This is a genomic window from Polymorphobacter megasporae (assembly GCF_018982885.2).
Classification (GTDB): domain Bacteria; phylum Pseudomonadota; class Alphaproteobacteria; order Sphingomonadales; family Sphingomonadaceae; genus Polymorphobacter_B; species Polymorphobacter_B megasporae.
In genome coordinates this window covers 52787-78449 of record NZ_CP081848.1, presented here as the reverse complement: position 1 = coordinate 78449, position 25663 = coordinate 52787, and the positions used below count along the sequence as shown (strand labels likewise).

The following is a 25663-nucleotide window of genomic DNA, read 5'->3' as shown; positions in this document are numbered from 1 at the left end:
GCCGTGAAGCACGAAGCGGCCAGCGCCCGGGCTGGCGGCTACTCGATTGGCATCACGATCTTCATCAACAAGGACGGCGAACTCGGCCTTTACGAAAACGGCCTGCGCCAGAACGTCGTGTTCCTCTATCAGCTGTTCGCCGCCGCGCCGGGGTGCCGCCGGGTCCATCTGCTCAACCACGGCGACGGCGAGTTCGTCGGCTGGCCGCCCGACCTCGGCATGGACGGGGTCCCGGTCGTCCGCACCGCGACGGTCGCCGACGACCTCGACGTCATCGTCATCATCGGCGCGAGCATCGAGGCCGACGAGCTCAAGGCGTTGCGCGCACGCGGCATCCGCGTCGTCGGCTATAAGGGCGGCAATGGCGCGGTGATCTCACTCGAGGCGATCACCGCGAGCCCGGTCCGTGGCGACGCGGAGCGGTATTTCGACATCGATTGCTACGACGTCTTGTGGATGACGCCGCAGCATCTTCACACCTATGCCGGCTGGTGCCGGACGCTCTACCGGGTCCCGGTCGAGCCGGTGCCGCAGGTTTGGGCACCGACCTTCATCGACAATCGTGCGGTCAAGCTCGGAGACCGCTTCGGCTACCGCCCGGCGGCGGCAGGGTGGCGGATCGGCATCATGGAGCCGAACATTACGGTCATGAAAACCAGCCACATGGCGATGCTGGTGTGCGAGGCGGCGTGGCGGGGAGAGCCCGATGCGGTCCGCGAAGTCTATGTCTCGAATACCGCCAAGCACCGCGAGCAGCCGCATTTTCTCAGCTTCGCGAGTGCCTTGCGCGCGACCAAGGCCGGGGTGATGAGCTTCGAGCCGCGCTTCGTCTCGGCCGACTTCCTCGCCAATTATTGCGACGCGGTGGTTACGCATCACTGGCAGAACGGGCTCAATTATCTGTATTACGAAGTTCTACATGGCGGCTATCCGCTCGTGCACAACTCCGAATTTCTGCGTGATTACGGCTATTATTACCCCGACTTTGCGGCCGATGTCGGGGGCGAGGTCCTGCTCGCGGCGTTCCATTCGCACGACGCCAATCTCGCGAACTACCGGGCGGCGAACGCGGGGCTGGTCGCCCGGCTCGCGCCCGACGAGCCGGTGAACGTCGGGCTCCACGAACGGCTGGTCGAACAGGTTCTCGCAGCCCCGCCGCGTAACTGAGCACGCCACGTTGTATATCTGCAACGCCATCCCGCGGACGCGGGAACCCATCACCCCAAAATTTCGTGGTGATGGGTCCCCGCGTTACGCAAGCGCGTTGCCCTTCGGGTCGCGGGAATGACAGCTGGGTGCGTGATGACAGTCCGCGCGATTACCGTTGTGTAGAAGATCTTCGGCCCGCTAAGCGCGCCGTCCTCCTACCCGCCCCTCCTACCACCGCGTCAGCCGCGGCAGGATCAGCCGTGCGGCCCACGCGACGATCGCGATTGCCACCGAGAACCACAGAGCGACGTACAGCGGATCGTCGTGCGGGCAGGCGACGACGAACACCGCGCCGCCCCATGCCGCGGCGGTCAGCCCGACCGCCGACGCGGTCCCGCCGGGGTCGGTCGGTGCGCCGCGGCGCATCAGGATCCCGAGTGCGAGCAAAGCGGGCAGGCTGAGGACGACGACCGCGAAGACGCAGCGCAGCCCCTCGCGCCAGTCGAGCCGCGCGATCAGTTCGGCGCTGCCGTGGCTCGCTGCGTCGATGCCCCAGCCGATGGCGATCGCCACCGCCGCCGCGACCGCGAAGCCGCGCAGGCCCCGGCGCGGCGACCGGGTCGGGTCGAAGGCGGCGAGCGCGGTCGCAGCGCCGATCGCGGCGAGGATGCACAGGCTTGCCGCCTTCCACCAGAACGCCATCCGCCCCATCGCCAGCGGCATGTCGGCGCGCATCCCGCGGATCCAGACGTAGACTGCCACTTCGACGACGATCAGCACGAGGAGGATCGCCGCGTCGCGCCGCGCCAGCCGCCGCCGCACCGGCTGGAGGTCGGCCGTGAGCCGGTCGATCAGCGGGTCATGCAGGTCACTCGCCATCTTGAAGTCCTTCGACCGGCTCGACCGCGAGCCGTTTCGCGAGGCGGGCGAGGCCGCGGTGGATATTGACCTTGATCAGGCTCGGCGACTGTCCGGTCCGCGTCGCGGCGTCGTCGACGCTGAGCCCGGCGAGCTTGACCAGCCGGATCGCCTCGGCCTGCGCCGGTTTCAACTCGGCCAGCAGCGCGTGGAGGACGGTCGCGCTGGTGATCGCCGATTCGTGGTCGCCGACCGCGAGGTCGTCGGGAAGTTCGTCGGCAGCGCTCCGCTTCATCGCGCGCAGCCGGTCGATCCATTTATACCGCGCGATCGCCGCGAGCCACGGGCCGAACGCGCGCGCGGGGTCGTAGGTATGCCGCTTGGTGTGGAGCGCGATCATCGTGTCCTGGACCGCGTCCTCGACCGATCCCGGCGGCAGGCGGCGCGAATAATAGCGCAGCAGCCACGGCCGGACCTCGGCGAGCAGCCGCCGGTACGCGCTGCCGTTACCGGCCTGCGCCGCCAGCATCAGCGACCCCCACTGTTCATTGTTCACACGCGACTCCCGCCGGTCGCCGCCGACCATAGTTTGCGCCAGGCGGTTCGGATACGCGCCACCCACGCCCAAGGCCGATTGTGCGGGCATGAGCGATGGTTCGTGCGCGTTGCGGATCTGGTTACACGCGCGGCAAAGCGTGCGACGGAGGGGTGTGACCGCGCCCATATCCTCCGCCTACGCCGCGCATGCCCCGGTCGTGCTGGCCTTCTCGCCAGTCGCCTTCGCGGCGCTCCTCGCCGTCGTCGGCGCGGTCGTCGGCAGTTTTGTCGCCTTGGTCTCGGTGCGGCTTCCGGCGGGGCGGCCGATCGTCTTGGCGCGATCGGCGTGCCCGGGGTGCGGCGCGGTGCTCGGGCCGATCGAGCTCGTGCCGCTGCTGAGCTTCGCGGTCCAGCGCGGGCGGTGCCGCCGCTGCGGTACGGCGATCGGCTGGCGCGATCCGGCGGTCGAGGTTGCCGCGGCGGTGATCGGCGCGGTGACGGCGCTGGCGGTTGCCGATCCTCGGCTGGCGGTCGCGGTTGCGGTGCTCGGCTGGGCGCTGCTGCTGCTGGCGCTGCTTGATGCCGAGCATTTCTGGCTGCCGTCGAGCGTGACGCTTCCGCTCGTCGCCGCCGGATTGGGGGTGACGGCGTGGCTCGCCCCCGACGACCTGCCGGGCCATGTCATCGGCGCGGCGGCAGGCTATCTCAGCCTCGCCGGGGTCGCGGCCGCATACCAGATGATTCGCGGGCGCGCGGGGCTTGGAGGCGGCGACGCCAAATTGTTCGCGGCGAGCGGAGCGTGGCTGGGTTGGGCGGCGTTGCCGATCGTGCTGCTCGCGGCGGCGCTGTCGGGGCTCGTCGTCGCGTTGCTGCTGTGGCGGCGCGGGATCACCGCGACGACGCGATTGCCGTTCGGGGTGTTCCTCGCGGTGGCAACGTGGATCGTTGCGCTTGCCGGGCCGGGTTGAGGAAGCGCTGTCCTACACCCCGGCGACTGGTGCAGCCGCAATCAAAGATCGTCGAACAGCGAGCAGCCGAGGGTTGGATCGCGAGTGAAGCGCGGCACCCCGTCCAACAACAATATTTTACTAGGCCGCAGCGTAGGGTAATAAACAGAATGCGTTGAATGTTACCTTTGTTACCTTAGCCCGGCAGCGCTCCTCGCCAGCGCGTGATCGCGACCACCACCGGAACCCGTCCCGGTCGCCGTTCGAGCAAGCTCGTCAGCGTCTGCGTCGTCCCCCCGATCGTCACGATCGTCGTCACGACGAAGTGATCCGACGTGAACCCCGCCCCGGCGGGCAGCTTGAGCCCGGTCGCGACGAAATCGGTCGGGGTCAGCAGCCCGGCACGGTCGCGGCGGTCGGCGAGGATGCGCCCGCCGACCCGGTCGCCGACGATGATGCCGAGCAGTTCGGGGGAGGCGGCGTTGACGTTGACGTCGGCGCGGGCGGGCAGCGCGGTGACGTACGGCCGGAGCTTGGCGATCGTCGCCGGGTCGATCTCGGCGCGGGTCAGTTCGCCGAGGTCGGCGACGCGCCCGCGCTCGGCGATCGATTTGGCGATGCGGCTGGCGATGTCGGGGTCGAGGCGCAGCGCGGTGGTGATCGCCGCGAGCACCGGCTCGCCGCTCCCGCCCGCCGCGTTGACGTTGAAGCGGCCCTGCGCGTCGGCAATCGCGAGCGCAAACGTGCCGCCTTCGATCGCGGTCGGGGTTTGCGCGACCTTCGCCCACGCCTCGTTGCGGTTGTCGGTATCGGGCGCGGCCACCATGTCGCGGCGGAGCGCTGCAACCGCCGACAGCTCGCCGCCGCGCGTCACCGCGAGCGCCTGTGCCGCCTCGCGCAGCCGGATCGCGCGGTCGAGGGCGGGGTCCTCGCTGCCGAGCATCAGCATCACCGCCGCGACCGCGACCGCGACGATCGCGAGGACGTTGATCAGGATCAAGGGAGCGCCGCCACTGCGCCGGGCGGCAGCGGGCGGACAGGCAGGTCGATGACCCGGCGGAGGGTGCCGCTCAGGCCGGGGCCGGCGAGGTCGACCTCGACCGCGACCGCGAGCGGCCACGCCCGCGCCTGCGCGTCGCTCGCCGGCCAGCGCTCCTGCCAGCCGCCGGGGAGCGCGTAATACTGCCAGCGGACCGCGGCGACATGGTCGAGGACGACCTGCGTCCGGCCGCCGTCGATCCGCTCGAAGACGTCGCCCGCGAGCCGGTAGCTGATGCCGATCGCGCCGCCGTCGACGTGGCGGTCGAAGCCGACGCCGGTCGCGCTCCCGGTCAGCGGCGCGTCGGCGATCCCGGTGAAGTCGCGGGCGACGACGACCATCGCGCGCTGCAGGTCGCCGAGCCGGTCGAGCCGCCCCGCGGTCCGCGCCTGCGCGCCGAGGACGGTGTCGACGAGCGCGACCCCGGCGAGCGCGATGATCGCGAACAGCGCCAGCGCGACGATGACCTCGATCAGGGTGAAGCCGGCGTCGGGCTCCGGGCGGGTCACGCCGACTGGCTGTGGGCGACCGTGCGGAAGGCCCCGCCCTCGGCGACGAGGATCGCGAGTTCGCGGGTCGCGGTGCCGTCGGCGGCGAAGCGGACCGCGCCGGTGACCCCGGCGAACCCCGCCGACCCGGTCAGCCCGTCGCGGTCGAGGTGGCCGCTCGTCCGCAGTGTCCGGGCGATGCCGACGGCGTCGTACGCGAGGCCCGCGACGAGCCCCGGCGGGTTGCCGAACGCGGTTTCGAAGCGGCGGGCGAAGTCGGCGAAGCCATCGGGGTCGGGGGCGGCGAGCCATGCCCCCTCGATCGCTGCGAGTCCCGCGCCCGACAGCGCCATGCCCTGATAGGTGCCGAGCAACTGGACGCCGCTTCCCTGCACCCCCCGCGCCACCCCAGCGAGCGCGTCGGCGTCGCCGGTGACGAGGACCGCGTCGGGCGTCGCCCCGGGCGCATAATCGGTCAGGGTCAGGCCGAGTTCTGCCGCCTGCCGCCGCGCCACCGCGGCGGCGAGATTGTCCCAGCGCGTCGTTCCGGGGGCGAGCGCGACGCGCCGGACTCCCCTCGACCGGGCATAGCTCAGGATCGCGCCGACGGTCTGCGCCGGGGTGACGCCGAGGGCGAAGCCGCCGCTGCCGCCCGCGTCGTTCGACAGCGCGACGACGGGGATGCCGCCCGCCGCCTTGACCACCGGCGCGACCTGCGCGGCGAACAGCGGCCCGACGATCAGCGGCACGCCGCGCTTGACCGCAAGCCCCGCCGCCGCCGCCGCGCCGTCGGGCGTGCTGCCGGTGTCGAACACGACGAGGGTGTTCTTCGTCGCCCCCGGCGGTTGCGCGAGGGCCGCCGCATGCTGCATGCTCCGCGCGAGATCGGCGCTGGGGCCGGTCAGCGGCAGCAGCAGCGCGGCGAGCGCGCGGTCGTCGCCCTTCGCCGCCGCCCAGACCGGGGAACACGCCGATGCCAGCGTCGCCAGCCACGCCGTTCGCAGCAGAACCCGGCGCTCGATCATCGGCTGATCCTGTCTCGTGGTGGCTGCTCGCCGCGCTGGGCGTCGTCGTCTACGCGGCGGCGCTGGTCGCGGCGCTGCCGGCGCGGCTGGTCGTGCCGCGCGGCGTCGATGCCGCCGGGACGGTCTGGCGCGGGGAGGCGGCGCTCGGCTCGGGCCATGTCGCGGCGTGGCACGCGTCGCTGCTCGACTCGCTCGGCTCGGCGGGGGTCGCCGGGCGCTGGACGATCGACGGACCGGGGAGCGCGGTCGAGGGCGCGGCGCGCTGGGGGCCCTTCGCCGGGGTCGGGCTCGATGCGGTGCGCGGCCGGATCGGCTGGCCGCTGGTCGCGCTCGCCGCGCCGTCGCTGCCATTCGCGTGCGACTTTGGCAGTCATCTCGCGCTCGACCGCGTCGCCCTCGCGCCGAAGCATCAGGCCGCGTCGGGGAGCCTCACCACCGAGGCGGGGTCGTGCAGCGGCCGACTTGCCGGGGCGGCGCGCGCGGTGCCGCGCCTCGTCGCGACCTTCGTCACGAGCGGCGACCGCACCACCGCAACGGTCACGCCATGGGCCAACCGCGCGCAGCCGCTCGCCGACCTGACCCTCGAGAACGGCGTCCTGCGGCTCCATACCACCGCGGCCGGGGCGGCGCTGATTCCCGGCTCGACCGGCGCGAGCGACCTCGAAATCGAGCTCTGACGCGGTCATTGCCCGGCTAGGTTGTTGAGGTTGATGATCGGCAGCAGGATCGACAGCACCATCAGCAGCACGACCCCGCCCATCGTCAGCAGCACCGCGGGCTCGATCAGCCCCATCAGCGTCGCCACCAGCGAGTCGAGATCGCGGTCGAGATCGACCCCGGCGCGCGCGAGGACCGGGCCGAGCCTGCCGCTGCTCTCGCCGCTCGCGACGATCGCGACGAGCATCGGCGGGAACACCCGCGCCTCGTCCATCGCGCGGTGGAGGCTGGTCCCCTCACGCACCCGCGTCGCCACCTCGAGGGCTTGCTTGCGGACGAACATATTGGGGGTGACCGCGGCGGCGGTGGCGATCGCGTCGACGAGCGGGACGTCGCTCTGGACGAGCGTCGCGAGGCTTCCGGCGAAGCGCGCGGCGTTGAGCTGGCGGCTGAAGCCCGAGAATGGCCGGGTCGTGGCGATGAACTGGTGGAAGCGCAGCCGGTTGGCGGGAACCGCGAGCCAGCGTCGCGTGGCGATGATGGCTCCGGCGATGATCACCAGCGCGACGAGGCCGAAGTGCGACACCGCCCAGCTGATCGCGATCAGCGCCCGCGTCAGGAACGGCAGCTCGGCGCCGCGCGAGATGAACACCCGCGTGATGTCGGGGACGACGTAGATCAGCAGCAGCGTCATCATGCCGAACGAGACGACGCCGAGGAGCGCCGGGTAGAGCAAGGCGAGCTGGAGCTTGTTCGCCGCGCGGTAGCGGCTGTCGACGAAGTCGGCGAGGTGGGCGAGGACCTGCGGCAGCTTGCCCGACTGCTCGCCCGCCGCGACCGAGGCGCGGAAGAACTCGGGGAACACCGCCGGATGCTCGGCCAATGCGGTGGCGAAGCTGCCGCCGTCGAGGATCCGCCCGCGGACGTTGAGCAGCAGTTCGGCAACCGGGGTCGCCGCCGCCTGCGCCGCGACGAGGCGCAACGCCTCCTCGACGCGGATGTCGGTGCCGACGAGCGTCGCCAGCTGGCGGGTCAGCGTCGACAGCGCCTTCGCCCCGATCTTCGGGCCGAACAGCGCCGGGCGCGGGGTCGTGACAGCGGCGCGGGTCGCCTCGACCGACACCGGCAGCAGGCTGCGATCGCGCAGCAGGCGGCGCGCGCCGGTCGCGCTGCTCGCCTCGACGACCCCGCGCTGGGTCTGGCCGAGCGCGTCGACCGCGCGATAGACGAATGCCGCCATTAGTCCGCGGCCCTAAGCATCGTCGCGCACGACGCGGGCGACTTCCTCGACCGAGGTCATCCCGGCGGCGATCTTGGCGGCGCCGTCGTCGATCAGCGCCGGGCCGCTGCGGCGCGCGGCGGCGACGAGGTCGGCCTCCGACACGCCGTCGTGGATCAAGCCCTGCATCGCCGCGTCGACCTCGATGATCTCGTAGATCGCGCCGCGCCCGCGATAGCCCTCGTTGTTGCACGCGGCGCAGCCGACCGCGCGGAAGATCGGCGCGCCGACGGCGACCGCGCCACTCAGCATCGCGCTCTCGATCGCCGTCGCTTCGCCCGGCGCGCGGCAGGCGGGACACAGCGTGCGGACCAGCCGCTGCGCGATGAGCCCGGCGACCATCGGCGCGAGGAGGTAGCGCTCGACCCCCATGTCGACGAGCCGGGTGATGCTGCCGACCGCGGTGTTGGTGTGGAGCGTCGACAGGACGAAATGCCCGGTCATGCTCGACCGCACCGCCATCTCGGCGGTCTCGTGGTCGCGGATCTCCCCGACCATGATGACGTCGGGGTCCTGCCGCAGGATCGCCCGCAGCCCGCGGGCAAAGTCGAGGTCGATTCGCGGGTTGACCTGCATCTGGCCGATCCCTTCGAGCTCGTACTCGATCGGGTCCTCGACCGTCATGATGTTGCGCTTGCGGTCGTTCAATCGGTTGAGCGCGGCATACAGCGTCGTCGTCTTGCCCGATCCGGTCGGCCCGGTGACGAGGACCATGCCGTTCGGCCGCGCGAGCAGGCGTTCGAAGACACTCAGGTCGCGCACGCTCATGCCGAGGCGGGTCAGGTCGAGGTCGGTCGCGTCGCGGTCGAGCAGGCGGAGGACGACGCGCTCGCCGTGCTGCGCGGGCAGGGTCGAGACCCGGACGTCGATCTCGTGCCCGCCGACGCGCAACGTCACGCGCCCGTCCTGCGGCACGCGCTTCTCGGCAATGTCGAGCCGCGCCATGACCTTGATCCGGCTGGTCAGCAGCGGGGCGAGGGCGCGGGCGGGCTCGACCATGTCGCGCAGGACGCCGTCGACGCGGAAGCGGACGACACAGCGTTTCTCCTGTGTTTCGAAGTGGATGTCCGATGCCCCCTGCCGGACGGCTTCGAGAAGCAGCGCGTTGATCAGGCGGATGACCGGCGAATCGTCGCGGCTGTCGAGCAGGTCGTCGAGGCTGGCGGCGGTATCGGCAAGCGCGGCGAGGTCGGTGTCGGCGGCGGCGAAGTCGGCGGCGTCGCTGGCATTGTCGCGGTACAGCGCGCGCAGCCGCGCCTCGAACCCGGCCTCGTCGACGGCTTCGTAGGTCAGGTCGCCATAGCGCCGCTGGACCTCCATCAGCGCCTCGATCGCGACGCCGGGGCGGTGGCTGCAGATGCCGGTTGCCGCCGCGACGACGACGCCGTGCCGCCGGGCGAAGGCATACGGCAACGACGCCGCGGCGACTGGCGGCAGGTCGATATCGTCGGGGATGGCGTCGATCATGTCGTTGCCAGCGTGACTTGGGCGGAGACGATGCCGGGGTCGGGGCGGCGTTCGAGCTTGAGGTCGACGACATGCATCCCGGCGTCGCGTTCGAGTGTGGCGAGCCAGCCGACCAGTGCATCGAACCCCGCCGCGTCGAGCGTCACGCCGATGTTCGCGCCCTGCGGCTCGATCCGCTGGATCGTCAGCCCGGCCTTCGCCGCGCTCTCGGTGATCGTCGTAGAGGGGCTGCCCGACCGCGCCGCTGCCATCCGCGCGACGTCGGGACCAGCGACGCGGAGGCGTGCCGAGATCCGGTCGTAGCGGGCGATGTCGTCGAGCGCCGCGGCGTGTGCCGCCGCGATCGGCCGCCAGATCAGGGTCGCGTACAGCGCTGCGGCGGCGACCAACGCGAGTGCGGCGAACAGCCAACGTTCGCGTGGGCTGCGGGCATCGAGCCAGCGCGCCATGCCCGACCGTAACGGCGCGATCGCGGGCAGCGGCAGCGCGCGCCAGCCGAGGCGTCGGGGGTCGAATCCCGGTAGGCGGATTGGGCGCAGCTCCATCTTCACAGCGCTGCCCCGCGAACGACGATGTCGCCGTCGGCGCGCCCGGGTGATGCGGTCGCCGCGCCGCTGAGCGGGCTCAGCCCCGCCGAGACCAAAGCCGACTGCGCGCGCTGGAGCCCGCCGATGTCGGCCGCCTCGACCCCGAGCGTCAGCGCGCCGTCGCCGTCGGTGTAGCTCAGCTTGGTCAGAGTCAGGCCGCCGACGGGAGTCAGCGCGACGGCGGCACGGGTCAGCAACGGCAGGAAGCGCCCGTGCCCCGCGCTGCCGCTCGGCAGCAGCCGGTCGAGATCGGCGGTCAGCGGCGTCCCCGGAAGCATCTGGCGGACGAGCACCTCGGCAGTCGTCCGCCGGTTGGCCGCGATCCCGCGCAGTTTGAGCGTGTCGGCGGCGGCGATCGCGGTATGCGCGAGCAGCCCGGCGGCGAGCACGATCCCCAGCCGCCGCAGCGCCGCGGGGATCGGCCGCGCGGGCGCGGCATAGCGGCCCTGGCGGAGATCGAGGCCCGGCGCGAGCAGGCGCTGCGACGCGATGCCGGGTTCGCCGGTGCTGCTCATCGGCAAGTCGAACGGCAGCGGCGCGCCATAGGTCACGCATGGCAGCGATCCTCCCGCCGCCCAGACCATAAGGAACCGCTCGACCGGAACCGCGAACCCGGACCCCGAATCGGTGCGGACGACGACGCGACCCGCCGCGGACTCGACGCTCCACGACCCCGCTGCGGGAGCCGGAAGCAGCAGCGCGTCGGGGACGATCGCGGCGTGGCCGAGCCCGGCGGCGTCGAGCGTCGCGACCCAGCCGAGCATGATCTCGTGGCGGACGACCCCGGCGACGAAGCTTTGCGGCGCAACTTCGACTCCGAGCGCGACATGGACCGCGTCGAGCGGGTCGGCGATGCGGTCCTCGATCGCGAACGGCAGCGCCGCGAGCCGTTGCGCCCGCCCGGCGATGGGCAGGTCGACCACGAGCAGCAAAACGTCCTCGGTCGGCACGAGCACCGTCGTCGGTCCGACATCCCAGCGCTCGAGCGCAACCGCGATGCCGCTCGAAAGCGTATATACGCCTCCGGTTGGAGCGGTGGAATCGGCGGCGTCGCTGTTCATTCCGGCCCACTTCGGTCGTTTACTATTGGCGGGCCGATAGCGTTCGGCTTCGCCCCCTCTATAAGACGGTATGGCAGTGCACACAATTTACTCGAAGGTTCAGGACGGCGTGGAAGCGGCCAAATCCGAGCTAATGCTGCCTGCGGAGAGCGCAGCTGTGCCCGCGGCGGATGAGGGCGCAGATGCGCTCGGGCCGGACGCGGGGCTGACGCTGATCGAGATGATCGTCGTGCTGGCGATCATCGCGCTCGTCGCCGCGCTGATCGTGCCGAGCGTGATCGGCCGCCCCGACCAGGCGCGGGTTACGGTAGCGCAGGCCGACCTCAAGTCGATCGGCGCGGCGCTCAAGATGTACCGCCTCGACAACGGCAGCTACCCGACGACCGAGCAGGGGCTGGCGGCGTTGGTGACGAAGCCATCGACGGGGCCCGCCGCGACAAATTACGCCGCCGACGGCTACCTCCAGCAGGCTCCGTCCGACCCATGGGGCCACCCGTATATCTACCGCAGCCCCGGCGCGACCGGCGGGGGGTTCGACCTGTTGTCGCTCGGGCGCGACGGCAAACCGGGCGGGGATGGCGTCGACGCCGACATTCAGGACACCGGCCGTTGAGCCACTGCGTCGCCCTGACGTCGCTTGAGCGCGATGCCGGGCTGACGCTGATCGAAATGCTTGTCGTCCTCGCGATCATCGGCGTCGCGTCGGGGGCGACGGTGCTGTCGCTCGGCAGCCACGGTCCGGGTGCCGAGGTCGAGGCGCGGCGGCTGGCGGGGACGATCCAGGCGGGGGCTGACGCGGCGATGACCGGTAACGCGCCGATTTCGCTGCGCGCCGACGCCGGGGCGTATCAGGTCGGGCCGAACCGCCACGTCCTGCCCGACGGCATGCGGCTCGAGGGAGCGCCCGTCGCGCCGGTGACGCTCGACGATAATTCGGCGGTCGATCTCACGCTGGTTCGCGGTGATGAGGCGTGGAACGTCCGCTTCGACGGACTGCGCGCCACCGCCGCGCGAGCAGTGGCCGCACGATGACCGAACACGACACGGGCTTCACGCTGATCGAGGCGCTCGTCGCGATGGCGGTGCTCGCGGTCGCGTCGGCGGGGCTGATCCGGGCGACCAGCGCGCATATCGACCTGATCCGCGGCGTCGAGGCGCGGACGATCGCGGGCTGGGTCGCCGAGAACCGGCTGGTCGAGGCGACATTGCCCGCCGCTGCTACGCTGCCCGCGACGGTGACGATGCTCGGGCGCGCGTGGCAGGTGACGACGACCGCCAAGCCGAGCGACGACCCCGATCTCGCGGCGATCACCGTCTCGGTCACCCCGCAGGGCGCGACGCAGCCGATGGCGACGCTCCGCGGCTTCCGCGACGCGCGAAGCATCGCACCATGACCCCGCGGACCATCGATCGCAGCGTCGCGCTCGTCGCGGCAGGGGTCATCGCCTCGGTCGCGGTCGCATTGGCGGGGCTGACGTGGCGGCTGAGCGGCGCCGACGACGGGCGCGCGCATGTCGCGTCCGCCAGCGCCGCCGCTCCGGCATCGGTCGCGCTCGACCTGTCGCCGATCACGCGCTTCGCTCCGTTCGGGCAGGCCGTCGCCGTCGCGGGAGCAACCGGCGATCCAAGCGCGCTCGGCCTGCAACTCCGCGGCATCATGCTCGCGCGCCCGCAATCGGCGTCGAGCGCGATGATCGCCGCCGCCAACGGTCCGGCCAAGGCGTATGCGGTCGGCGAGACGCTGCCGGGCGGCGCGATCCTCGATGCGGTCGAATTCGATCTCGTCGTCCTCCGCGTCAACGGCCAGCTCCAGACTCTCGCGTTCCCGGCCAAGCCCGGCGCGCCGGGCGCAGCGGGGCAACCGGCGCAGGTCGCCGTGCCGATGGGGCCGCAGCCGCGGATCGGCAATGCCGCGCCGGTCGAGCAATATCGCGCGCGCGCCGCCGACCCGCAGTCGCTGCTCGGCAGCCTCGGCGCGACCGCGACGCCCGATGGCTACCGCGTTGGCGCGACGCCGTCCGACGACATGCGCCGCGCCGGGCTCCAGCCGGGCGATATCGTCGAGAAGGTCAACGGCCAGGCGGTCGGCGACCCCGAGCGCGACCGCGCCTTGTTCGACGATGCGGTGGTTTCGGGACGCGTCCGCGTCGATGTCGTCCGCGACGGCAAGCACATCGCCATGTCGTTTCCGTTGCACTAGGGGGCAAGTCTGTGGGTCGGAACAAGCATCGGGCCGCGCTGTCGGCGGCGATCGGGGCGCTGGTCGCGCTGCCAGGCGTCGCGGCGGCACAGGCTGCGCCACAGGTCCCTGCACGGGTCCGCGCGAATGACGTTATCGTCAACATGCGCGACGTCGAGATCGCGCAGGTCGCCGAGCAGGTCTCGCGGATTACCGGGCGGACGCTGATCCTCGACCCGAGCGTCAAGGGCGTCGTCAACGTCGTCTCGGCCGAACCGCTGTCGGCCGATGGCGTCTGGGACCTGTTTCGCTCGGTCTTGCGCGTCTACGGCTTTGCCGCGGTCAAGTCGGGCGCGGCGTGGCGGATCGTGCCGCAGGCGTCGGCGATCCAGGGCGGCGCTACCGCGGCATCGGGGCGCAATGTCGCCCGCTCGCAGGACGTCGTCACCCGCGTCGTGCCCCTCCGCAACCTCCCCGCCGACTCCGCGGTGCGCGTATTCCGTCCGCTCGTCGCCTCGTTCGGTAGCATCGAGCCGCTGGCCAACCCGAATGCGATCGTCGTCACCGACTATGCCGAAAATGTCCGTCGGATCGAGCGGCTGGCGCAGGATCTCGATGCCGGCGGCGGCGCGTCGTTCGAAAGCCTGCCGCTCAAATACGCCAGCGCCAAGGACGTCGGCGCGGCGCTGGCGCGGATCATGGGTGACGGCACTGCGCCGGGGTCGCCGAAGATTGCGGTCGACGAGCGGAGCAACGTCATCCTTATCCGTGGTGATGCGCGCAGCCTGTCGGAGGCGCGGCGGATGGCGGTGCTGCTCGACAAGCCCGGCGGCGCGGCCCCGACGACGCGGGTGTTCCGCCTCAACTTCGCCGACGCCGAGAGTATCACCGACGTCCTGCGCGGCCTGACCGGCGGCGGCCAGCAGGGCGCGGCGACCAACCCGGTCGCGCGGAGCCTGTCGCGATCGCGCTCGAGCATCGGCGCGGGATCGACCTTCAGCACCTCGTCGTCGAATGGCAGTTCCGGGGCGAACGGCGGCCAAGGCAGTTTCGGCGCGCTCGGCGGCCAAGGCGGATTGAACGGCGGCGGCGCAACCACGGGATCGACGATCGCGGCGCTGACGGGCGGTCTCACCGCATCGGGCGGCGGCGGCACGACCCCGGTCGCGGGGGTCCAGACCGACGACCTGTCGATCCAGCCGGCGCCCGAATTGAACGCGATCGTTGTCCGCGGAACCCCGGCGGCGATCGCCGCGATCGGTGTCCTGATCGAGGAGCTCGATATCCGGCGTCCGCAGGTGCTGATCGAAGCCGCGATCGCAGAGGTCACCGGCGACGCCGCCGAGGCGCTCGGCGTGCAATTCGCGGCGGGCGGGGCGGCGGTGATAAACGGCGTCAGCGGCGGCACATCGTTCTCGAACACCGGCGTCTCGCTCGGCTCGGTGATCGCGGCGTTGGTTCCCGGCGGGCTCGGGCTCGTCGGCGACGGGCTGTCGATCGCGGGCGGCAGCAAGGGCAATTTCAACATCCTCGTCCAGGCGCTCGGCACCTCGACCAAGTCGAACCTGCTGTCGACGCCGTCGATCACGACCCTCGACAACGAGCCCGCCGAGATCGTCGTCGGCCAGAACGTGCCCTTCCGCACCGGCAGCTTCAGCACGACGGGCAACACGCTAACGCCGTTCACGACGATCGAGCGGCAGGACGTCGGCATCACGCTGCGCATCGTCCCGCGGATCCACGAGGGCGACAGCATCCGCCTCGAGGTCAGCCAGGAGGTGTCGTCGCTCGTCGGCAGCGTCACCGGCGCCGCCGACCTGATCACCAACCGGCGGAGCATCCAGACGACGGTGCTCGCCGACAATGGCGACACGATCGTGCTCGGCGGGCTAATCACCGACGATCGGACCAATACCCGCAGCCAGGTGCCGGTCCTCGGCGACATCCCGGTCCTCGGCAATCTGTTCAAGTCGCGCCAGCAAACCCAGACCAAGCGGACGTTATTCGTCTTCCTGCGCCCGACGATCCTCCGCGATCGGGCGTCGGTGGTCGCGGCGGCGAAGGTCAAGTACGATCGCCTCCGCGCACAGGAAGCCGGCGACCCCGACCGCAGCCTGCTGCTCCACCCGCCCGCGCCGCGCCTGCCGCTCGAGATACAGGGGATTTATTGACGGTCGGCGGCCCGTGAAATGACGCGCGGCGCTGTGAGAAAGCGCTGTCCTACACCCTCGCTGCGCGCGTAGCGTCGCCGGAAGTCGCCACCGGGCGGCAAGCCGCGCTCTTTCTCATCGTTAGCAAAGCGTTTCGCAAAAAAGGCTCGCGCAATCGGGCGACACGATCGCGCTGAAGCGTCCTCCGGATATTCCACCGTTTCACAATTGGGCACGGCTCGGGCTGCAACAGCGTCTCGCGAGATTGAAGTTCAAATGCGCGCCGCGAAATCAATGTACAAAAGCCTGAACTTAGTGTGACCTTTCGAGCCCACGAAAATCCCCGTCTGGCCGTTAAATCATTGAATCCAGGCACTTTCGGAGCATTTGGCCCGCGCGCAGTCGCCTGCTCCGTTAGGCGGCAGCAGCCATCGCCACGAGCTTCGCGACCGTATTCATGTTGCGCGCGGTCCCGGCCCGAGCCGCCGGGATAACCAGCTTCGTGTCGCGCATGCCATCGCCGTAATGGACGTAGAGTTCGCGAGCGCCCGCGACAATCTGCTCGCCTGCACGTCCGGTGACGCGATCGATCGCATCGGCGGGTGGTGCGGCATCGAGAAAGATCGCAACCGTCCGGTTGGCGGCGAGATCCGCGAACGGGGTCGCCGCGAGCACCGCTGCCAGCTCAATACCAGTCCTCACCACGACCCCCACCGGCTTGCCGGTGTGCGCCTGAAGTTTCGCCTCGAGCGCCGCCTTGACCTCGGCCTCACCTGCTGCCGAACGGAAGACGACATTGCCGCTGGCGATGTACGTCCGCGCCCCGATGAAGCCGAGCCCGTCGCAGATCGCCTTAAGATCGTTCATCGCGAGCTTGCCCGTGCCGCCGACGTTGACGGCACGGAGGAGCGCGATGAAGACCGTCGTTGCCGAGGTCACAGCTCCGATCAGAACGGGACGTCGTCGTCGAGATCGTCGCTGAAGCTGCCGCCGCCCGGATAAGCGGGCTTCTTCGCCGCCGGGGAAGCCCCGCCGCCAAAGCCACCGCCGCCCTGCTCGCGTCCGCCGCCGTAGCCGCCGCCGCCTTCACGCGCGCCGCCGCCACCCTCACCGGCACCGCTGTCGCGCCCGCCGAGCAAGGTGAGATTGCCGTTGAAATTCTGCAGTACGACTTCGGTGGTATATTTCTCGACCCCCGACTGGTCCTGCCATTTGCGCGTCTGCAGCGAGCCTTCGAGATATACCTCGCTACCCTTCTTCAGATACTGGCTGGCGATCTTGCCGATATTCTCGTTGAAGATCACGATGTTATGCCACTCGGTCTTTTCCTTGCGCTCGCCCGATCCCTTGTCGCGCCAGTTTTCGGACGTCGCGAGGCTGAACTTGACGACCCGCCCGCCGTTGCCGAATTCCTTGGTTTCGGGGTCCTTGCCGAGGCGTCCGACGAGAATGACTTTATTGACACCGGCCATATGCTTTTCCTTGCGATCCAATAGAACGTATAGCGAACGACTAATGCGTCCGCTGCGACTCGTCGAGTCCGAAATCTAGTCGATATATTGCGGCTGGGGAACGGCCGGGACGAGCGTTGCAAAGCGGCCTGTCAATGGTCGAGCCACCCGTCGGCGTATCGGACCCTGCCCGCGACGCCATCGAGCGCGCCGGGCCGGAGCTCGAAGATCATGCAGTTTTCGGCGGGTGCCTCGAACGGCAGGGCGATCGGGTAGCGGCCCAGAGCCTCGTAGCCGAATTGCGCATAGTATTCGGGAATACCGACGAGCAGCACGCTCTCGAAGTCGAGCGCGGCGGCGCGCTCGTGGACTGCGCCGACCAACTGCGTGCCGACGCCCCGGCGTTGAAATTCGGGCACGACCGACAGCGGCGCCAGTGCGAGCGTCGTCACGACCCTGCCGCCGCCCACGATGGCGGCCTTTGTCAGGAGAATGTGACCAACTGGCTCGCCGCCGATTTCGGCGAGCAGCGAGAGTGATGGCAGATACGCATCGGTCTCGCGCAGACGGTCGATCATGATGTGCTCGCGGTGGTCGCTGTAGGACACGTCGGCGTAGGCACGCCGGACGATGTCCGTGATCGTCGCGGCGTCGCCCGGCCGCTCCGCGCGGATCGTGATCGAAGAAGCCATGCTCGCGGGATACGTTCGGCCTCCGCGCTTGGCCATAGGCAGGGAGACGCTGAACACCCGGGTCCAGGGCCATCCGTGCTTGAAAATGCAACTGTCTTACGCCAGCATGACGGTTGGCGCGGGCAGCGGGGCGAGCAGCAGCGCAAGCGGAGGATCGATGGCGGGCGAGATCGAGGCGATGGGGGCGATGGCGACCGCGGGGCTCGCGGCGTCGACGCTCGACGGCCCCGGGTCGCACCCGGCAGAGCGCGGTGCCGCCGCCCGGCCGATCGGGGGCGCACCACCGCCGCTCCGCCGCGACGAGCACGACCTCGCGCACGGCGCCTGCGCCAACTGCGGCACGACGCTGACCGGCAATTTCTGCGCGGCCTGCGGGCAATCGGCGCACGTCCATCGCAGCGTCGGCCACATCTTCGAGGAATTTCTCCACGGCATCTGGCATTTCGACAGCAAGGCGTGGCGGACGCTGCCGCGGCTGGTGTTCGCGCCGGGGCGGCTGACGCGCGACTATGTCTACGGCAAGCGCGCGGGCTATATCGCCCCGCTGGCGTTATTCCTGTTCTCGATCTTCCTGATGTTCTTCGTCTTCGGGATACTCGGCGGCCCCGACATCAACGGCGCAATCAACTCGGCGGGGGGCAAGCCCGTCGCCGATGCCCGCACCAATGTCGCTGATGCCAAGCGCAACGTCGCCGATGCACGGCGGGAGATCGGCCATGCCAGGTTCGACAGTGACACGACGCCGGCGCAGATCAAGACGCTGAGCGCGACATTGGCGGCGAACGAGGCGGCGCTGGCGACGGCACGGGGGGCACTGGCGACCGCGCAGGCGATCCCGGCTCCGGCCGACAAGGCGGTTGGCAGCTGGCAAGAACAACTCGCCGACGGTGTCCGGTCGGGCAAGATCAAGCCCAACACCGGCAACGCGACGATCGATTCACGGATCCGCGAGGCGCTGCTCAACCCCGACTTCGCGCTCTATCGGATCGAGCAGAAGGCGTACAAACTGAGCTTCCTGCTGATCCCGCTGTCGCTGCCGACGCTGTGGCTGCTGTTCGTCTTCCGCCGTGACGTCCACACCTACGACCACGTCGTCTTCGCGCTTTACTCGCTGTCGTTCATGTCGCTGCTGTTCATCGTCATCGCGCTGCTGACGAAGTTCGACCCGACCGGCGGCGGGGATTACAGCGACGGGCGTAAGGGCTTCTCGGGCGGTCTCGCCGGGACGCTCATTCTGGCCGCGCCGCTCCATATGTTCGTGCAGCTGAAGGGCGCCTACCGCCTCGGCTGGTTCGGCGCGTTGTGGCGGACGTCCGTGCTGTCGGTCGCCTCCATGATCACGCTCGGGATGTTCGCCGCGCTGATCGTTGTGATCGGGCTGGCGGACTAGAGCAAAGCGCGCGCCAGCCAGTACGTCGCCCCGGCGCCGACGTACGCCATCGCGAACGTGTAGGCGAACATGAACCCCGGCCATTTCCACCCGCCGGTCTCGCGCCGTGTCACCGCGAGGGTCGACAGGCATTGCGGGGCGAAGACGTACCACGCGAGGAAGGCGAGCGCGGTCGGCAGCGTCCACGCGCCGCGGAGCCGCTCGACGAGACCCTGCGGATGCTCGGCGTCGGCGTCGAGCGAATAGACCGTGCCGAGCGCGCTGATCGCGACCTCGCGTGCCGCCATGCCGGGGACGAGCGCGAGCGCAATCTCCTTGTTGAAGCCGATCGGACGGAAGACGGGCTCGAGCGCCGCGCCGATGTGGCCCGCGACCGAATAGTCGATCGCCGGCAGCGTCGCATTCGCGGGGGGCTTCGGCCATGTCGCCAGCGCCCATAGCGCGACCGTCGAGACGAGGATGATGCCGCCGGCGCGCGCGAGGAACGCCCATGCCTTCTGGTACAGGCCGATGCCGATGTCGCGCGGCGCGGGCCACTGGTATTTGGGCATCTCCATCAGGAAAGTCGGGGTCGGGCCCTTCGTCACCGTCCGGCGGAGCACCCACGCGGCGGCGAGCGCGCCGGCGACGCCGAAGCCGTACAGGCCGAACATCACCACGCCCTGCAGCCCGAGGAAGCCGAGGACCGGGCGGTCGGGGATGAATGCGGCGATTATGACGGCATAGACCGGCAACCGCGCCGAACACGTCATCAGTGGCGCGATCAGGATCGTCGTCAGCCGGTCGCGCGGCTCGGCGATCGTGCGCGCCGCCATGATGCCGGGAATCGCGCAGGCGAAGCTCGAGATCAGCGGGATGAAGGCGCGGCCGTTCAACCCGACCCGCGCCATCAACCGGTCCATCAGGAACGCCGCGCGGGTCATGTAGCCCGACTGTTCGAGGACGATGATGAAGAAGAACAGGATGAGGATCTGCGGCAGGAACACCACGACCGAGCCGACTCCGTGGAGAATGCCGTCGACGAGCAATGACCGCAGGTCACCCGGCGGCAGCGCGGCGGTGGCGGCCTTCTGGAGCCAGTCGACCCCGCTCGACAGCATGTCCATCGGCGCCTGCGCCCAGGCGAAGACCGCCTGGAACATCAGGAACAAAAGCGCCGCGAGCAGGATCGGGCCGAACACCGGGTGGAGGGTGATCGCGTCGAGCCGCTGCGACCAGCGCCGCGCCGTCCCGCGCTGGGTGGTCACGGTGCCGGCAATTGCGCGCGCTTCGCGCTGGAGCAGGACGAGGTCGCCCGGCGTATCGGCGGCGGGCGGGGTCGTACCGGTAAGGAGCGGGGCGAGCGCGGCGGCGATATCGCCGAGGCCGCGCCGCCGGACTGCGACGGTCGCGACGACCGGCATGCCGAGGATCTTGCTGAGTTGCGCGACGTCGATCGCGGTGCCGTCGCGCTCGGCAAGGTCGACCATGTTGAGTGCGACGACCATCGGCAGGCCGAGGCGGCGGAGTTCGAGAACGAAGCGGAGGTGGTTGCGGAGGTTGGTCGCATCGATCACCGCGACGATCGCATCGGGGCGGCGCTCGCCCGCCTGCGCACCCATCACGACCTTGCGTGTGACTTCCTCGTCGGGCGAACGCGGGCTGAGGCTGTAGGTACCGGGCAGGTCGATCAGGTCGACGCTGCGCCCATCGGGGAGCGCGAGCTTGCCCGCCTTGCGCTCGACGGTGACGCCCGGATAGTTGCCGACCTTCTGCCGCGACCCGGTCAAGGCGTTGAACAGGCTGGTCTTGCCCGCGTTTGGGTTGCCGACGAGCGCGACCATCGGCGTCCGCGTCGCTGCGAGGGGCGCGTCGGGGCGCGTGTCGAAGGAAGCGTCGAGGACGGGCGCGTTCACTCGGCGGCGATCGCGCGTTCGACGACAACCATCCGCGCGAGCCGCTTGCGCAGCGCGACGCTCATATTGCCGACGCGGAGGGCGATCGGGTCGCCGCCGAACGGGGCCCGGTGGAGGAGCTCGACATCGACACCTTCGTCGAAGCCCATCTCGTGAAGCTGGCGCGCGTTTTCCGGGTCGACCCGGTCGCGGTCGATCGCGACGATTGTCGCGATCTCACCGCGACGAAGGTCTTCGATGTGGAGACGTGGAGTCATTGGCAGCGTGTCGTTCGCTGGGTCGCTCGGCGTTGGATCATGGCGTCGCCTGTCGTCGCTATCCGCAATTGCGAATGATTAGCGGTAAGCGCAACGCTTGGGAAGGGCCAGCCGCCGCCGTTCGGCGCAAGTGTCACGCTCGACACCGCGCGGCGCAGCCGATACGCGGCGCGGGTGAACCGGGTCCGATCCCTCTTGCGCGCGCAGGCGTGGCTGACCCTCGTGGTCGCCTTGATCGCGCTCGGCGTCCAGATCCTCGTGCCGCCGGGCTTCATGCCGGTGCGCGACGGCGGCCGCACCGTCTTCACCATCTGCACCGGCCACGGCGCGGTCAGCGTCGCCGCGCCGGGCCACGCGCCCAAGCCCGAGGGCAAGTCCGAGGCGCCGTGCGGTTTCTCGGGCATCGCCGTCGCGATCGACGCTGCCGCGCCGCCCTTGGTCGTCGCGCCGCCGGTGCAGGTCGTGGCTGTCGAGCCGATCGACTTCGTCACGCTGCCGATCCTCCGCGTCCACCGTCTCCGCCCGCCGCCGCGCGGACCCCCGGCGCTCCGCTCCGCCTAGGCCCGCGCGCGGCCCCGGCCGTGCCCCCCGACATTCGACGATGCGCGACGTGAGCCACGCGGTGCATCGCCTTGAGCGAAAGCATTTCCATGACCAAATTCCCCGCCGCCGGGCTCGCCCTGCTGTGCCTCACCACTGCCGCGCCCGCGCTCGCCTGTTCGAGTTGCGGCTGCAACCTCACCTCCGAATGGTTGAGCCAAGGCCTCGTCGTCCAGCCCGGCACGTCGCTCGACCTACGCTACGACGATGTTCCCCAGACTCAGCTCCGCGCCGGTCGTGGCGTTCTCGACGGCAAGGCGATCGCGCTGCCCGCCGACCGCGAGATCGAGCGCTACACCTACAACCATTATGTCACCGCGATCCTCGACCGCCAGTTCGATCCGGTCTGGGGCGTCGATGTCCAGGTTCCGTTCGTCTACCGTCCGCATTTGACCGTCTCGCCGGGCGACACCGAGCCGAGCTCGTCACGGACCGGCGGCCTCGGCGACATCCGCGTCACCGGGCGGTGGCAGGGATTCGGCGGCCCCGGCATCACCGGTATCCAGTTCGGACTCAAGCTTCCGACCGGCAATTTCCGCGAGGAGTTCATCGCCGGGCCGTCGACCGGCGAGGCGACCGACCGCGGCCTCCAGCCGGGCACCGGAACGATCGATGCGACGATCGGTGCGTATCACTTCGGCCAGCTTGCCCGCGGCATCGACTTCGTCCTCCAGGCGCAGGCGACGCTGCCGCTCGACAACCGCGACCTCTACAGCCCGGGGATCGCCGGGACCGCGTCGGCTGGGGTGCACTTCACCGGCTGGCGCGGGGTCACGCCGCAGGTCCAGCTCAACGCCCGGCTCGCCGAGCGCGACCACGGCGTCAATTCCGACCGCGAGAACAGCGGCGGCGAGTTCGTCTCGATCGCGCCCGGCGCAACGGTCGCGGTCGGACGGCGCGCGGCGATCTACACGATCGTCCAAGTCCCGGTTTACCAACGCGTCGGCGGCTACCAGCTGACGCCACGCTATACGCTTTCGGTTGGCGCGCATTACCGGCTGTAGGGTTTGCGCCGCAGATGGACTGTGTTAGCAACACAGAACACTACGGGGGAATACGCATGCTGATCGCCGCTGCTCTGGATGCCGTCGCCGTCGGCACTCCGGCATTTGACGCCGACGCCGCTACCCGCGCCTATCTCGCGACCTTCAACGGCGCGGCGCGGGCGCGGTCCGACGCGTATTTCGAGGGCGGTTACTGGCTGGTCCTGTGGAATGCGGTCGTCGGGGCAGGGGTGGCGTGGGCGTTCCTTCGACTCGGCTGGGCGGCGCGGCTGTCGGGGTGGAGCAGCACCGTCACCGGCGGACGGCGCTGGCTGGCGACATTGGTCTGGGCGCTTGTCTTCCTCGCCGCGACGTCGCTGGCGACGCTGCCGTGGACGATCTACACCGACTTCGCCCGCGAGCATCAGTATGGCATGTCGAACCAGAATTTCGTCGAGTGGTTCGGTGACCAGGCGAAGAGTTTCGCAATCAGCGTGCCGGTCACCGCGCTCGTGGTCATGGCAATCATGGCCGGGGTGCGGTGGTCGCCGCGACGCTGGTGGCTGTACGCGGGCGGATTTTCGCTCGTCGTGATGGCATTCCTGCTGACCCTCGCGCCGGTCCTGATCCTGCCGCTGTTCAACAAATACACGCCGATGGCCGACTCACCGTTGCGGACGTCGATCCTCAAGCTCGCGCAGGGCAACGGCGTGCCGGTGACGCAGGTGCTCGTCGTCGATGCGTCGCGGCAGACGAAACGGGTCTCGGCAAACGTCGCCGGCTTCGGCCCGACGACGCGGGTCGCGCTCAACGACAATCTGCTGAACCTCCACGACGATGCCGGGACATTGTCGGTGATGGGGCACGAGACCGGGCACTATGTCCTCAACCATTCGATTTCGCTGATGGTCGGCTTCGCGGTCCTCATCGTTGCCGGCTTCGCCACCGTTCAGGCGGTGGTGCCGTGGCTGATCGCGCGTAATCCCGGCTGGGGCGTGCGGGGGATCACCGACCCCGCGGCGGTCGCAGTCGCGGTCGTCGTGCTGACATTGTTCTTCCTCGTCCTGACCCCGGTCACCAATTCGCTAACGCGTTTCCACGAATCGCAGGCGGATTATTTCGGGATCAATGCGTCACGCGCGCCCGACGGCTTCGCCCGGATGGCGCTCCGGCTTGGGGAATATCGCAAGCTCGAGCCGACTCCGTTCGAGGAGGCGGTGTTCTTCGACCACCCGTCGGGGCGGACGCGGATTCACATGTCGATGGAGTGGAAGGCAGCGCACCTCGGCGAGCCGGGGGTGCAGTAGGCGCTAGACTGCCGGGTAGCGCAGCCGTCCGAGGATCTGGGCGATGCTCGGGCGATTGCCGCTCCCAGACGTCAACCGCGCCCTGGTCTTTTCGAAGCTCATGATCCCGGCGATGCGGCGGTCGAGGAAGCCCCAGGTGTCGGCGCGGCTGTCGCTCTCGTCGCCGAGCCAATACATCAATGTCGCAGCATAGACGCCGCCGAGAATCGCGCGCTTCGAATAATGGTTGAAGTCTGTCGCGGTGTCGCCGCACGCATGCCAGATCGCGTCGGCGGTGCGCCACGTCGACTTCGCGCTGAGGGCAGGATGAAGCGCGAAGATCGCGACAGCGCGGCGGACCGTCTCGCGCTCGCCCTCGGCCTGTTCGAAGCGGGTGCGGACGGCGAAGGCGATGCGCTCGCGGACCTTCATGTTACCGATGCCGGTCAGCGCGGCGGTCATCCGCGTATTGGCATACGCGGTGTAGGCGTCGACCATCTGCGCCGCGCCGCGCGGAAAGACGAGGTGCGCGACGTCGGGGTCGATCCCAGCGTCGGCGGCGGCGGCGGCGACGCTCGCGGCGGTCCAGCCGTCGAAGGCGACGTGCGGAATCATCGCCGCGATCAGCCGCGGGCGGGTCTCGTCGAGGGTTTCATCGGGGCGCGCGATTTCGTCGGTCATGGCACCGTGATACCGCGTGGTACGGCGAAAGGCGATGCGGCCCGTACGCGCTTGTCCGGCGGCGGCGCTTCTGCTAAGCGCACTGCCTCGCGTCGGTGGGCTGTCCGCTGGCGAACCCTAACCTATGACAAGTCCGGGCCATGCTGAGGTCTGTGGCGTGAATGGAGAGACCGGCTTTGCAGATCATCGTTCGCGACAATAATGTCGACCAGGCGCTGCGCGCGCTCAAGAAGAAGCTGCAGCGCGAAGGCGTCTACCGCGAGATGAAGCTGCGTCGCCACTACGAAAAGCCGTCGGAAAAGCGCGCCCGTGAAAAGGCCGCCGCCGTCCGTCGCGCCCGCAAGCTCGAGCGCAAGCGCGCCGAGCGTGACGGCGTCCGGTAAGACAATGACCGCGACCGCTGCCGGCACTGGTGCCGGCAAGTGGGTCGGCTTCGCCCTCGTTCTCGCGCTTGTCGTCGCCGTCCTCGTCTGGGCGGGGACGCAGCGCGCGGTCGATTCGGCGCGTCCCGCCGACCTCGCCTATCTCAGCGCACACAAGGGAAAACCCGGCGTGAAGACCACTGCATCCGGCCTCCAGTACGAAATCGTAACCGAGGGCACCGGCCCGACCCCGACCGCCGCCGATACCGTCGCGGTCCATTACGAGGGCAAATTACTCGACGGCACCGTGTTCGACTCGTCGATCGCGCGCGGCCAGCCGGCAGTGTTTCCGCTGAATCGCGTCATCCCCGGCTGGACCGAAGGCGTCCAGCTGATGAAGGTCGGGTCGGTCTACAACTTCACGATCCCGCCCGAGCTCGGCTACGGCGCACAGGGTGCTGGCGGGGTTATTCCCCCGAACGCGGTGCTGTTGTTCCGGATCGAACTGCTGGGCGTGCAGGGGAAGTCGTAGCGCGGCCACGTGCAGCGAAGCGAACGCAGCTTCGCGTTCGTTAGCAGCGCGCGGACTCGCGCAAGACCGGCCGGCGAGGCGGCTGCAACCGCAGCCGAACTCGTCGGACGA

Annotated in this window: 29 protein-coding genes; 14 read left to right on the top strand and 15 right to left on the bottom strand. The window is 69.9% G+C overall.

What is annotated here, in order from left to right:
- The first annotated feature begins 3 nt into the window (after window positions 1–3).
- Entirely contained in the window at window positions 4–1167 is a 1164-nt protein-coding gene (locus KTC28_RS00405; protein ID WP_216708980.1) for a DUF2827 family protein, read from the top strand.
- A gap of 210 nt (window positions 1168–1377) precedes the next feature.
- Here KTC28_RS00405 and KTC28_RS00400 read toward each other — a convergent pair whose 3' ends face one another.
- Complete coding sequence (locus KTC28_RS00400) at window positions 1378–2028, bottom strand: NrsF family protein (RefSeq protein ID WP_216708981.1); 651 nt, start codon at window positions 2026–2028, stop codon at window positions 1378–1380.
- The gene (locus KTC28_RS00395; RefSeq protein ID WP_216709338.1) at window positions 2018–2536 is read right to left on the bottom strand and encodes a sigma-70 family RNA polymerase sigma factor; all 519 of its coding nucleotides are present in this window, start codon (window positions 2534–2536) and stop codon (window positions 2018–2020) included. Before KTC28_RS00395 ends, KTC28_RS00400 begins: the two co-directional genes overlap by 11 nt.
- A 181-nt stretch (window positions 2537–2717) precedes the next feature.
- On the opposite strand from KTC28_RS00395, the gene KTC28_RS00390 reads away from it, so the two are divergent.
- Window positions 2718–3512, top strand: coding sequence for a prepilin peptidase (locus KTC28_RS00390; protein WP_369426565.1), 795 nt, complete (start codon window positions 2718–2720; stop codon window positions 3510–3512).
- 175 nt (window positions 3513–3687) lie between these two features.
- On the opposite strand, the gene KTC28_RS00385 is transcribed toward KTC28_RS00390, so the two are convergent.
- Genes KTC28_RS00385 through KTC28_RS00375 form a run of 3 tightly spaced genes read right to left on the bottom strand, consistent with a single transcriptional unit; the run spans window position 3688 to window position 6043 of the window.
- The gene (locus KTC28_RS00385) at window positions 3688–4491 is read right to left on the bottom strand and encodes a type II secretion system protein GspK (protein WP_216708983.1); all 804 of its coding nucleotides are present in this window, start codon (window positions 4489–4491) and stop codon (window positions 3688–3690) included.
- Window positions 4488–5039, bottom strand: a complete 552-nt coding sequence (locus tag KTC28_RS00380) for a type II secretion system protein GspJ (protein ID WP_216708984.1) — start codon at window positions 5037–5039, stop codon at window positions 4488–4490. Before KTC28_RS00380 ends, KTC28_RS00385 begins: the two co-directional genes overlap by 4 nt.
- Window positions 5036–6043 carry a penicillin-binding protein activator gene (locus tag KTC28_RS00375; protein ID WP_216708985.1) on the bottom strand — a complete coding sequence of 336 codons (1008 nt, stop codon included), beginning with the start codon at window positions 6041–6043 and terminating at the stop codon, window positions 5036–5038. The genes KTC28_RS00380 and KTC28_RS00375 overlap by 4 nt, the downstream gene beginning before the upstream one ends.
- Here KTC28_RS00375 and KTC28_RS00370 point away from each other — a divergent pair.
- Window positions 5992–6720, top strand: coding sequence for a hypothetical protein (locus KTC28_RS00370; protein ID WP_216708986.1), 729 nt, complete (start codon window positions 5992–5994; stop codon window positions 6718–6720). The genes KTC28_RS00375 and KTC28_RS00370 overlap by 52 nt on opposite strands.
- 5 nt (window positions 6721–6725) lie before the next feature.
- Here the strand turns inward: KTC28_RS00370 and KTC28_RS00365 are convergent, their stop codons facing one another.
- Genes KTC28_RS00365 through gspL form a run of 4 tightly spaced genes read right to left on the bottom strand, consistent with a single transcriptional unit; the run spans window position 6726 to window position 11094 of the window.
- Window positions 6726–7940 (bottom strand): type II secretion system F family protein, encoded by a 1215-nt coding sequence (locus KTC28_RS00365; protein ID WP_216708987.1) that lies wholly within the window; start codon window positions 7938–7940, stop codon window positions 6726–6728.
- A 12-nt stretch (window positions 7941–7952) separates the two neighbouring features.
- Window positions 7953–9446: a GspE/PulE family protein gene (locus KTC28_RS00360; protein WP_216708988.1), complete on the bottom strand. Its 1494-nt coding sequence runs from the start codon at window positions 9444–9446 to the stop codon at window positions 7953–7955.
- The gene (locus KTC28_RS00355) at window positions 9443–9991 is read right to left on the bottom strand and encodes a type II secretion system protein M (protein ID WP_216708989.1); all 549 of its coding nucleotides are present in this window, start codon (window positions 9989–9991) and stop codon (window positions 9443–9445) included. The genes KTC28_RS00360 and KTC28_RS00355 overlap by 4 nt, the downstream gene beginning before the upstream one ends.
- A gap of 2 nt (window positions 9992–9993) precedes the next feature.
- Window positions 9994–11094: a type II secretion system protein GspL gene (gene gspL / locus KTC28_RS00350; protein WP_216708990.1), complete on the bottom strand. Its 1101-nt coding sequence runs from the start codon at window positions 11092–11094 to the stop codon at window positions 9994–9996.
- A gap of 157 nt (window positions 11095–11251) precedes the next feature.
- Between gspL and gspG the strand changes: the two genes are divergently transcribed.
- Genes gspG through gspD form a run of 5 tightly spaced genes read left to right on the top strand, consistent with a single transcriptional unit; the run spans window position 11252 to window position 15444 of the window.
- Complete coding sequence (gene gspG, locus KTC28_RS00345) at window positions 11252–11707, top strand: type II secretion system major pseudopilin GspG (RefSeq protein ID WP_369426564.1); 456 nt, start codon at window positions 11252–11254, stop codon at window positions 11705–11707.
- The gene (locus tag KTC28_RS00340) at window positions 11704–12126 is read left to right on the top strand and encodes a prepilin-type N-terminal cleavage/methylation domain-containing protein (RefSeq protein WP_216708991.1); all 423 of its coding nucleotides are present in this window, start codon (window positions 11704–11706) and stop codon (window positions 12124–12126) included. The genes gspG and KTC28_RS00340 overlap by 4 nt, the downstream gene beginning before the upstream one ends.
- Complete coding sequence (gene gspI / locus KTC28_RS00335) at window positions 12123–12488, top strand: type II secretion system minor pseudopilin GspI (protein ID WP_216708992.1); 366 nt, start codon at window positions 12123–12125, stop codon at window positions 12486–12488. The genes KTC28_RS00340 and gspI overlap by 4 nt, the downstream gene beginning before the upstream one ends.
- The gene (locus KTC28_RS00330) at window positions 12485–13294 is read left to right on the top strand and encodes a type II secretion system protein N (RefSeq protein ID WP_216708993.1); all 810 of its coding nucleotides are present in this window, start codon (window positions 12485–12487) and stop codon (window positions 13292–13294) included. The genes gspI and KTC28_RS00330 overlap by 4 nt, the downstream gene beginning before the upstream one ends.
- Window positions 13295–13305: 11 nt before the next feature.
- A complete protein-coding gene (gene gspD, locus KTC28_RS00325; RefSeq protein WP_255602151.1) occupies window positions 13306–15444 on the top strand; it encodes a type II secretion system secretin GspD in 2139 nt (712 codons plus the stop codon).
- A gap of 393 nt (window positions 15445–15837) precedes the next feature.
- On the opposite strand, the gene KTC28_RS00320 is transcribed toward gspD, so the two are convergent.
- The 3 genes from KTC28_RS00320 to KTC28_RS00310 all read right to left on the bottom strand — a co-directional run bounded on the left by KTC28_RS00320 (window position 15838) and on the right by KTC28_RS00310 (window position 17566).
- Window positions 15838–16362, bottom strand: a complete 525-nt coding sequence (locus KTC28_RS00320; RefSeq protein WP_216708994.1) for a DUF1697 domain-containing protein — start codon at window positions 16360–16362, stop codon at window positions 15838–15840.
- Window positions 16363–16370: 8 nt separating this feature from the next.
- Complete coding sequence (gene ssb, locus KTC28_RS00315; RefSeq protein WP_216708995.1) at window positions 16371–16895, bottom strand: single-stranded DNA-binding protein; 525 nt, start codon at window positions 16893–16895, stop codon at window positions 16371–16373.
- A 131-nt stretch (window positions 16896–17026) separates the two neighbouring features.
- Window positions 17027–17566, bottom strand: coding sequence for a GNAT family N-acetyltransferase (locus KTC28_RS00310; protein WP_216708996.1), 540 nt, complete (start codon window positions 17564–17566; stop codon window positions 17027–17029).
- Window positions 17567–17651: 85 nt separating this feature from the next.
- On the opposite strand from KTC28_RS00310, the gene KTC28_RS00305 reads away from it, so the two are divergent.
- Window positions 17652–18956, top strand: a complete 1305-nt coding sequence (locus KTC28_RS00305) for a DUF3667 domain-containing protein (RefSeq protein ID WP_216708997.1) — start codon at window positions 17652–17654, stop codon at window positions 18954–18956.
- Here the strand turns inward: KTC28_RS00305 and feoB are convergent.
- Window positions 18953–20779, bottom strand: coding sequence for a ferrous iron transporter B (gene feoB / locus KTC28_RS00300; RefSeq protein WP_216709341.1), 1827 nt, complete (start codon window positions 20777–20779; stop codon window positions 18953–18955). The genes KTC28_RS00305 and feoB overlap by 4 nt on opposite strands.
- A gap of 68 nt (window positions 20780–20847) precedes the next feature.
- On the bottom strand, window positions 20848–21108 hold the full coding sequence (locus KTC28_RS00295) for a FeoA family protein (RefSeq protein WP_216708998.1): 261 nt from the start codon (window positions 21106–21108) through the stop codon (window positions 20848–20850).
- A 174-nt stretch (window positions 21109–21282) separates the two neighbouring features.
- Here KTC28_RS00295 and KTC28_RS00290 point away from each other — a divergent pair, with 174 nt between their 5' ends.
- The 3 genes from KTC28_RS00290 to KTC28_RS00280 all read left to right on the top strand — a co-directional run bounded on the left by KTC28_RS00290 (window position 21283) and on the right by KTC28_RS00280 (window position 23998).
- Window positions 21283–21669 (top strand): hypothetical protein, encoded by a 387-nt coding sequence (locus KTC28_RS00290; protein ID WP_216708999.1) that lies wholly within the window; start codon window positions 21283–21285, stop codon window positions 21667–21669.
- An 89-nt stretch (window positions 21670–21758) separates the two neighbouring features.
- Complete coding sequence (locus KTC28_RS00285) at window positions 21759–22712, top strand: transporter family protein (RefSeq protein WP_216709000.1); 954 nt, start codon at window positions 21759–21761, stop codon at window positions 22710–22712.
- A gap of 56 nt (window positions 22713–22768) precedes the next feature.
- Window positions 22769–23998 (top strand): M48 family metallopeptidase, encoded by a 1230-nt coding sequence (locus KTC28_RS00280; protein ID WP_216709001.1) that lies wholly within the window; start codon window positions 22769–22771, stop codon window positions 23996–23998.
- 3 nt (window positions 23999–24001) lie between these two features.
- On the opposite strand, the gene KTC28_RS00275 is transcribed toward KTC28_RS00280, so the two are convergent.
- Entirely contained in the window at window positions 24002–24658 is a 657-nt protein-coding gene (locus tag KTC28_RS00275) for a COQ9 family protein (protein WP_216709002.1), read from the bottom strand.
- Between the two features lie 176 nt (window positions 24659–24834).
- Between KTC28_RS00275 and rpsU the strand changes: the two genes are divergently transcribed.
- Together rpsU and KTC28_RS00265 are read left to right on the top strand one after the other, a co-directional pair.
- Window positions 24835–25041, top strand: coding sequence for a 30S ribosomal protein S21 (gene rpsU, locus KTC28_RS00270; RefSeq protein ID WP_004208618.1), 207 nt, complete (start codon window positions 24835–24837; stop codon window positions 25039–25041).
- A 4-nt stretch (window positions 25042–25045) separates the two neighbouring features.
- Window positions 25046–25552, top strand: a complete 507-nt coding sequence (locus KTC28_RS00265) for an FKBP-type peptidyl-prolyl cis-trans isomerase (protein WP_216709003.1) — start codon at window positions 25046–25048, stop codon at window positions 25550–25552.
- Window positions 25553–25663 lie beyond the last annotated feature (111 nt).

Coding starts and splice junctions, on each gene's coding strand:
- KTC28_RS00400 (WP_216708981.1), bottom strand. CDS start 2,028: ATGGCGAGTGACCTGCATGACCCGCTGATCGACCGGCTCACGGCCGAC.
- KTC28_RS00395 (WP_216709338.1), bottom strand. CDS start 2,536: ATGCTGGCGGCGCAGGCCGGTAACGGCAGCGCGTACCGGCGGCTGCTC.
- KTC28_RS00370 (WP_216708986.1), top strand. CDS start 5,992: ATGCCAGCGTCGCCAGCCACGCCGTTCGCAGCAGAACCCGGCGCTCGA.
- KTC28_RS00375 (WP_216708985.1), bottom strand. CDS start 6,043: ATGATCGAGCGCCGGGTTCTGCTGCGAACGGCGTGGCTGGCGACGCTG.
- KTC28_RS00365 (WP_216708987.1), bottom strand. CDS start 7,940: ATGGCGGCATTCGTCTATCGCGCGGTCGACGCGCTCGGCCAGACCCAG.
- KTC28_RS00360 (WP_216708988.1), bottom strand. CDS start 9,446: ATGATCGACGCCATCCCCGACGATATCGACCTGCCGCCAGTCGCCGCG.
- KTC28_RS00355 (WP_216708989.1), bottom strand. CDS start 9,991: ATGGAGCTGCGCCCAATCCGCCTACCGGGATTCGACCCCCGACGCCTC.
- gspL (WP_216708990.1), bottom strand. CDS start 11,094: ATGAACAGCGACGCCGCCGATTCCACCGCTCCAACCGGAGGCGTATAT.
- gspI (WP_216708992.1), top strand. CDS start 12,123: ATGACCGAACACGACACGGGCTTCACGCTGATCGAGGCGCTCGTCGCG.
- KTC28_RS00330 (WP_216708993.1), top strand. CDS start 12,485: ATGACCCCGCGGACCATCGATCGCAGCGTCGCGCTCGTCGCGGCAGGG.
- ssb (WP_216708995.1), bottom strand. CDS start 16,895: ATGGCCGGTGTCAATAAAGTCATTCTCGTCGGACGCCTCGGCAAGGAC.
- KTC28_RS00310 (WP_216708996.1), bottom strand. CDS start 17,566: ATGGCTTCTTCGATCACGATCCGCGCGGAGCGGCCGGGCGACGCCGCG.
- KTC28_RS00305 (WP_216708997.1), top strand. CDS start 17,652: ATGCAACTGTCTTACGCCAGCATGACGGTTGGCGCGGGCAGCGGGGCG.
- feoB (WP_216709341.1), bottom strand. CDS start 20,779: ATGGTCGCGCTCGTCGGCAACCCAAACGCGGGCAAGACCAGCCTGTTC.
- KTC28_RS00295 (WP_216708998.1), bottom strand. CDS start 21,108: ATGACTCCACGTCTCCACATCGAAGACCTTCGTCGCGGTGAGATCGCG.
- KTC28_RS00285 (WP_216709000.1), top strand. CDS start 21,759: ATGACCAAATTCCCCGCCGCCGGGCTCGCCCTGCTGTGCCTCACCACT.
- KTC28_RS00280 (WP_216709001.1), top strand. CDS start 22,769: ATGCTGATCGCCGCTGCTCTGGATGCCGTCGCCGTCGGCACTCCGGCA.
- KTC28_RS00275 (WP_216709002.1), bottom strand. CDS start 24,658: ATGACCGACGAAATCGCGCGCCCCGATGAAACCCTCGACGAGACCCGC.
- KTC28_RS00265 (WP_216709003.1), top strand. CDS start 25,046: ATGACCGCGACCGCTGCCGGCACTGGTGCCGGCAAGTGGGTCGGCTTC.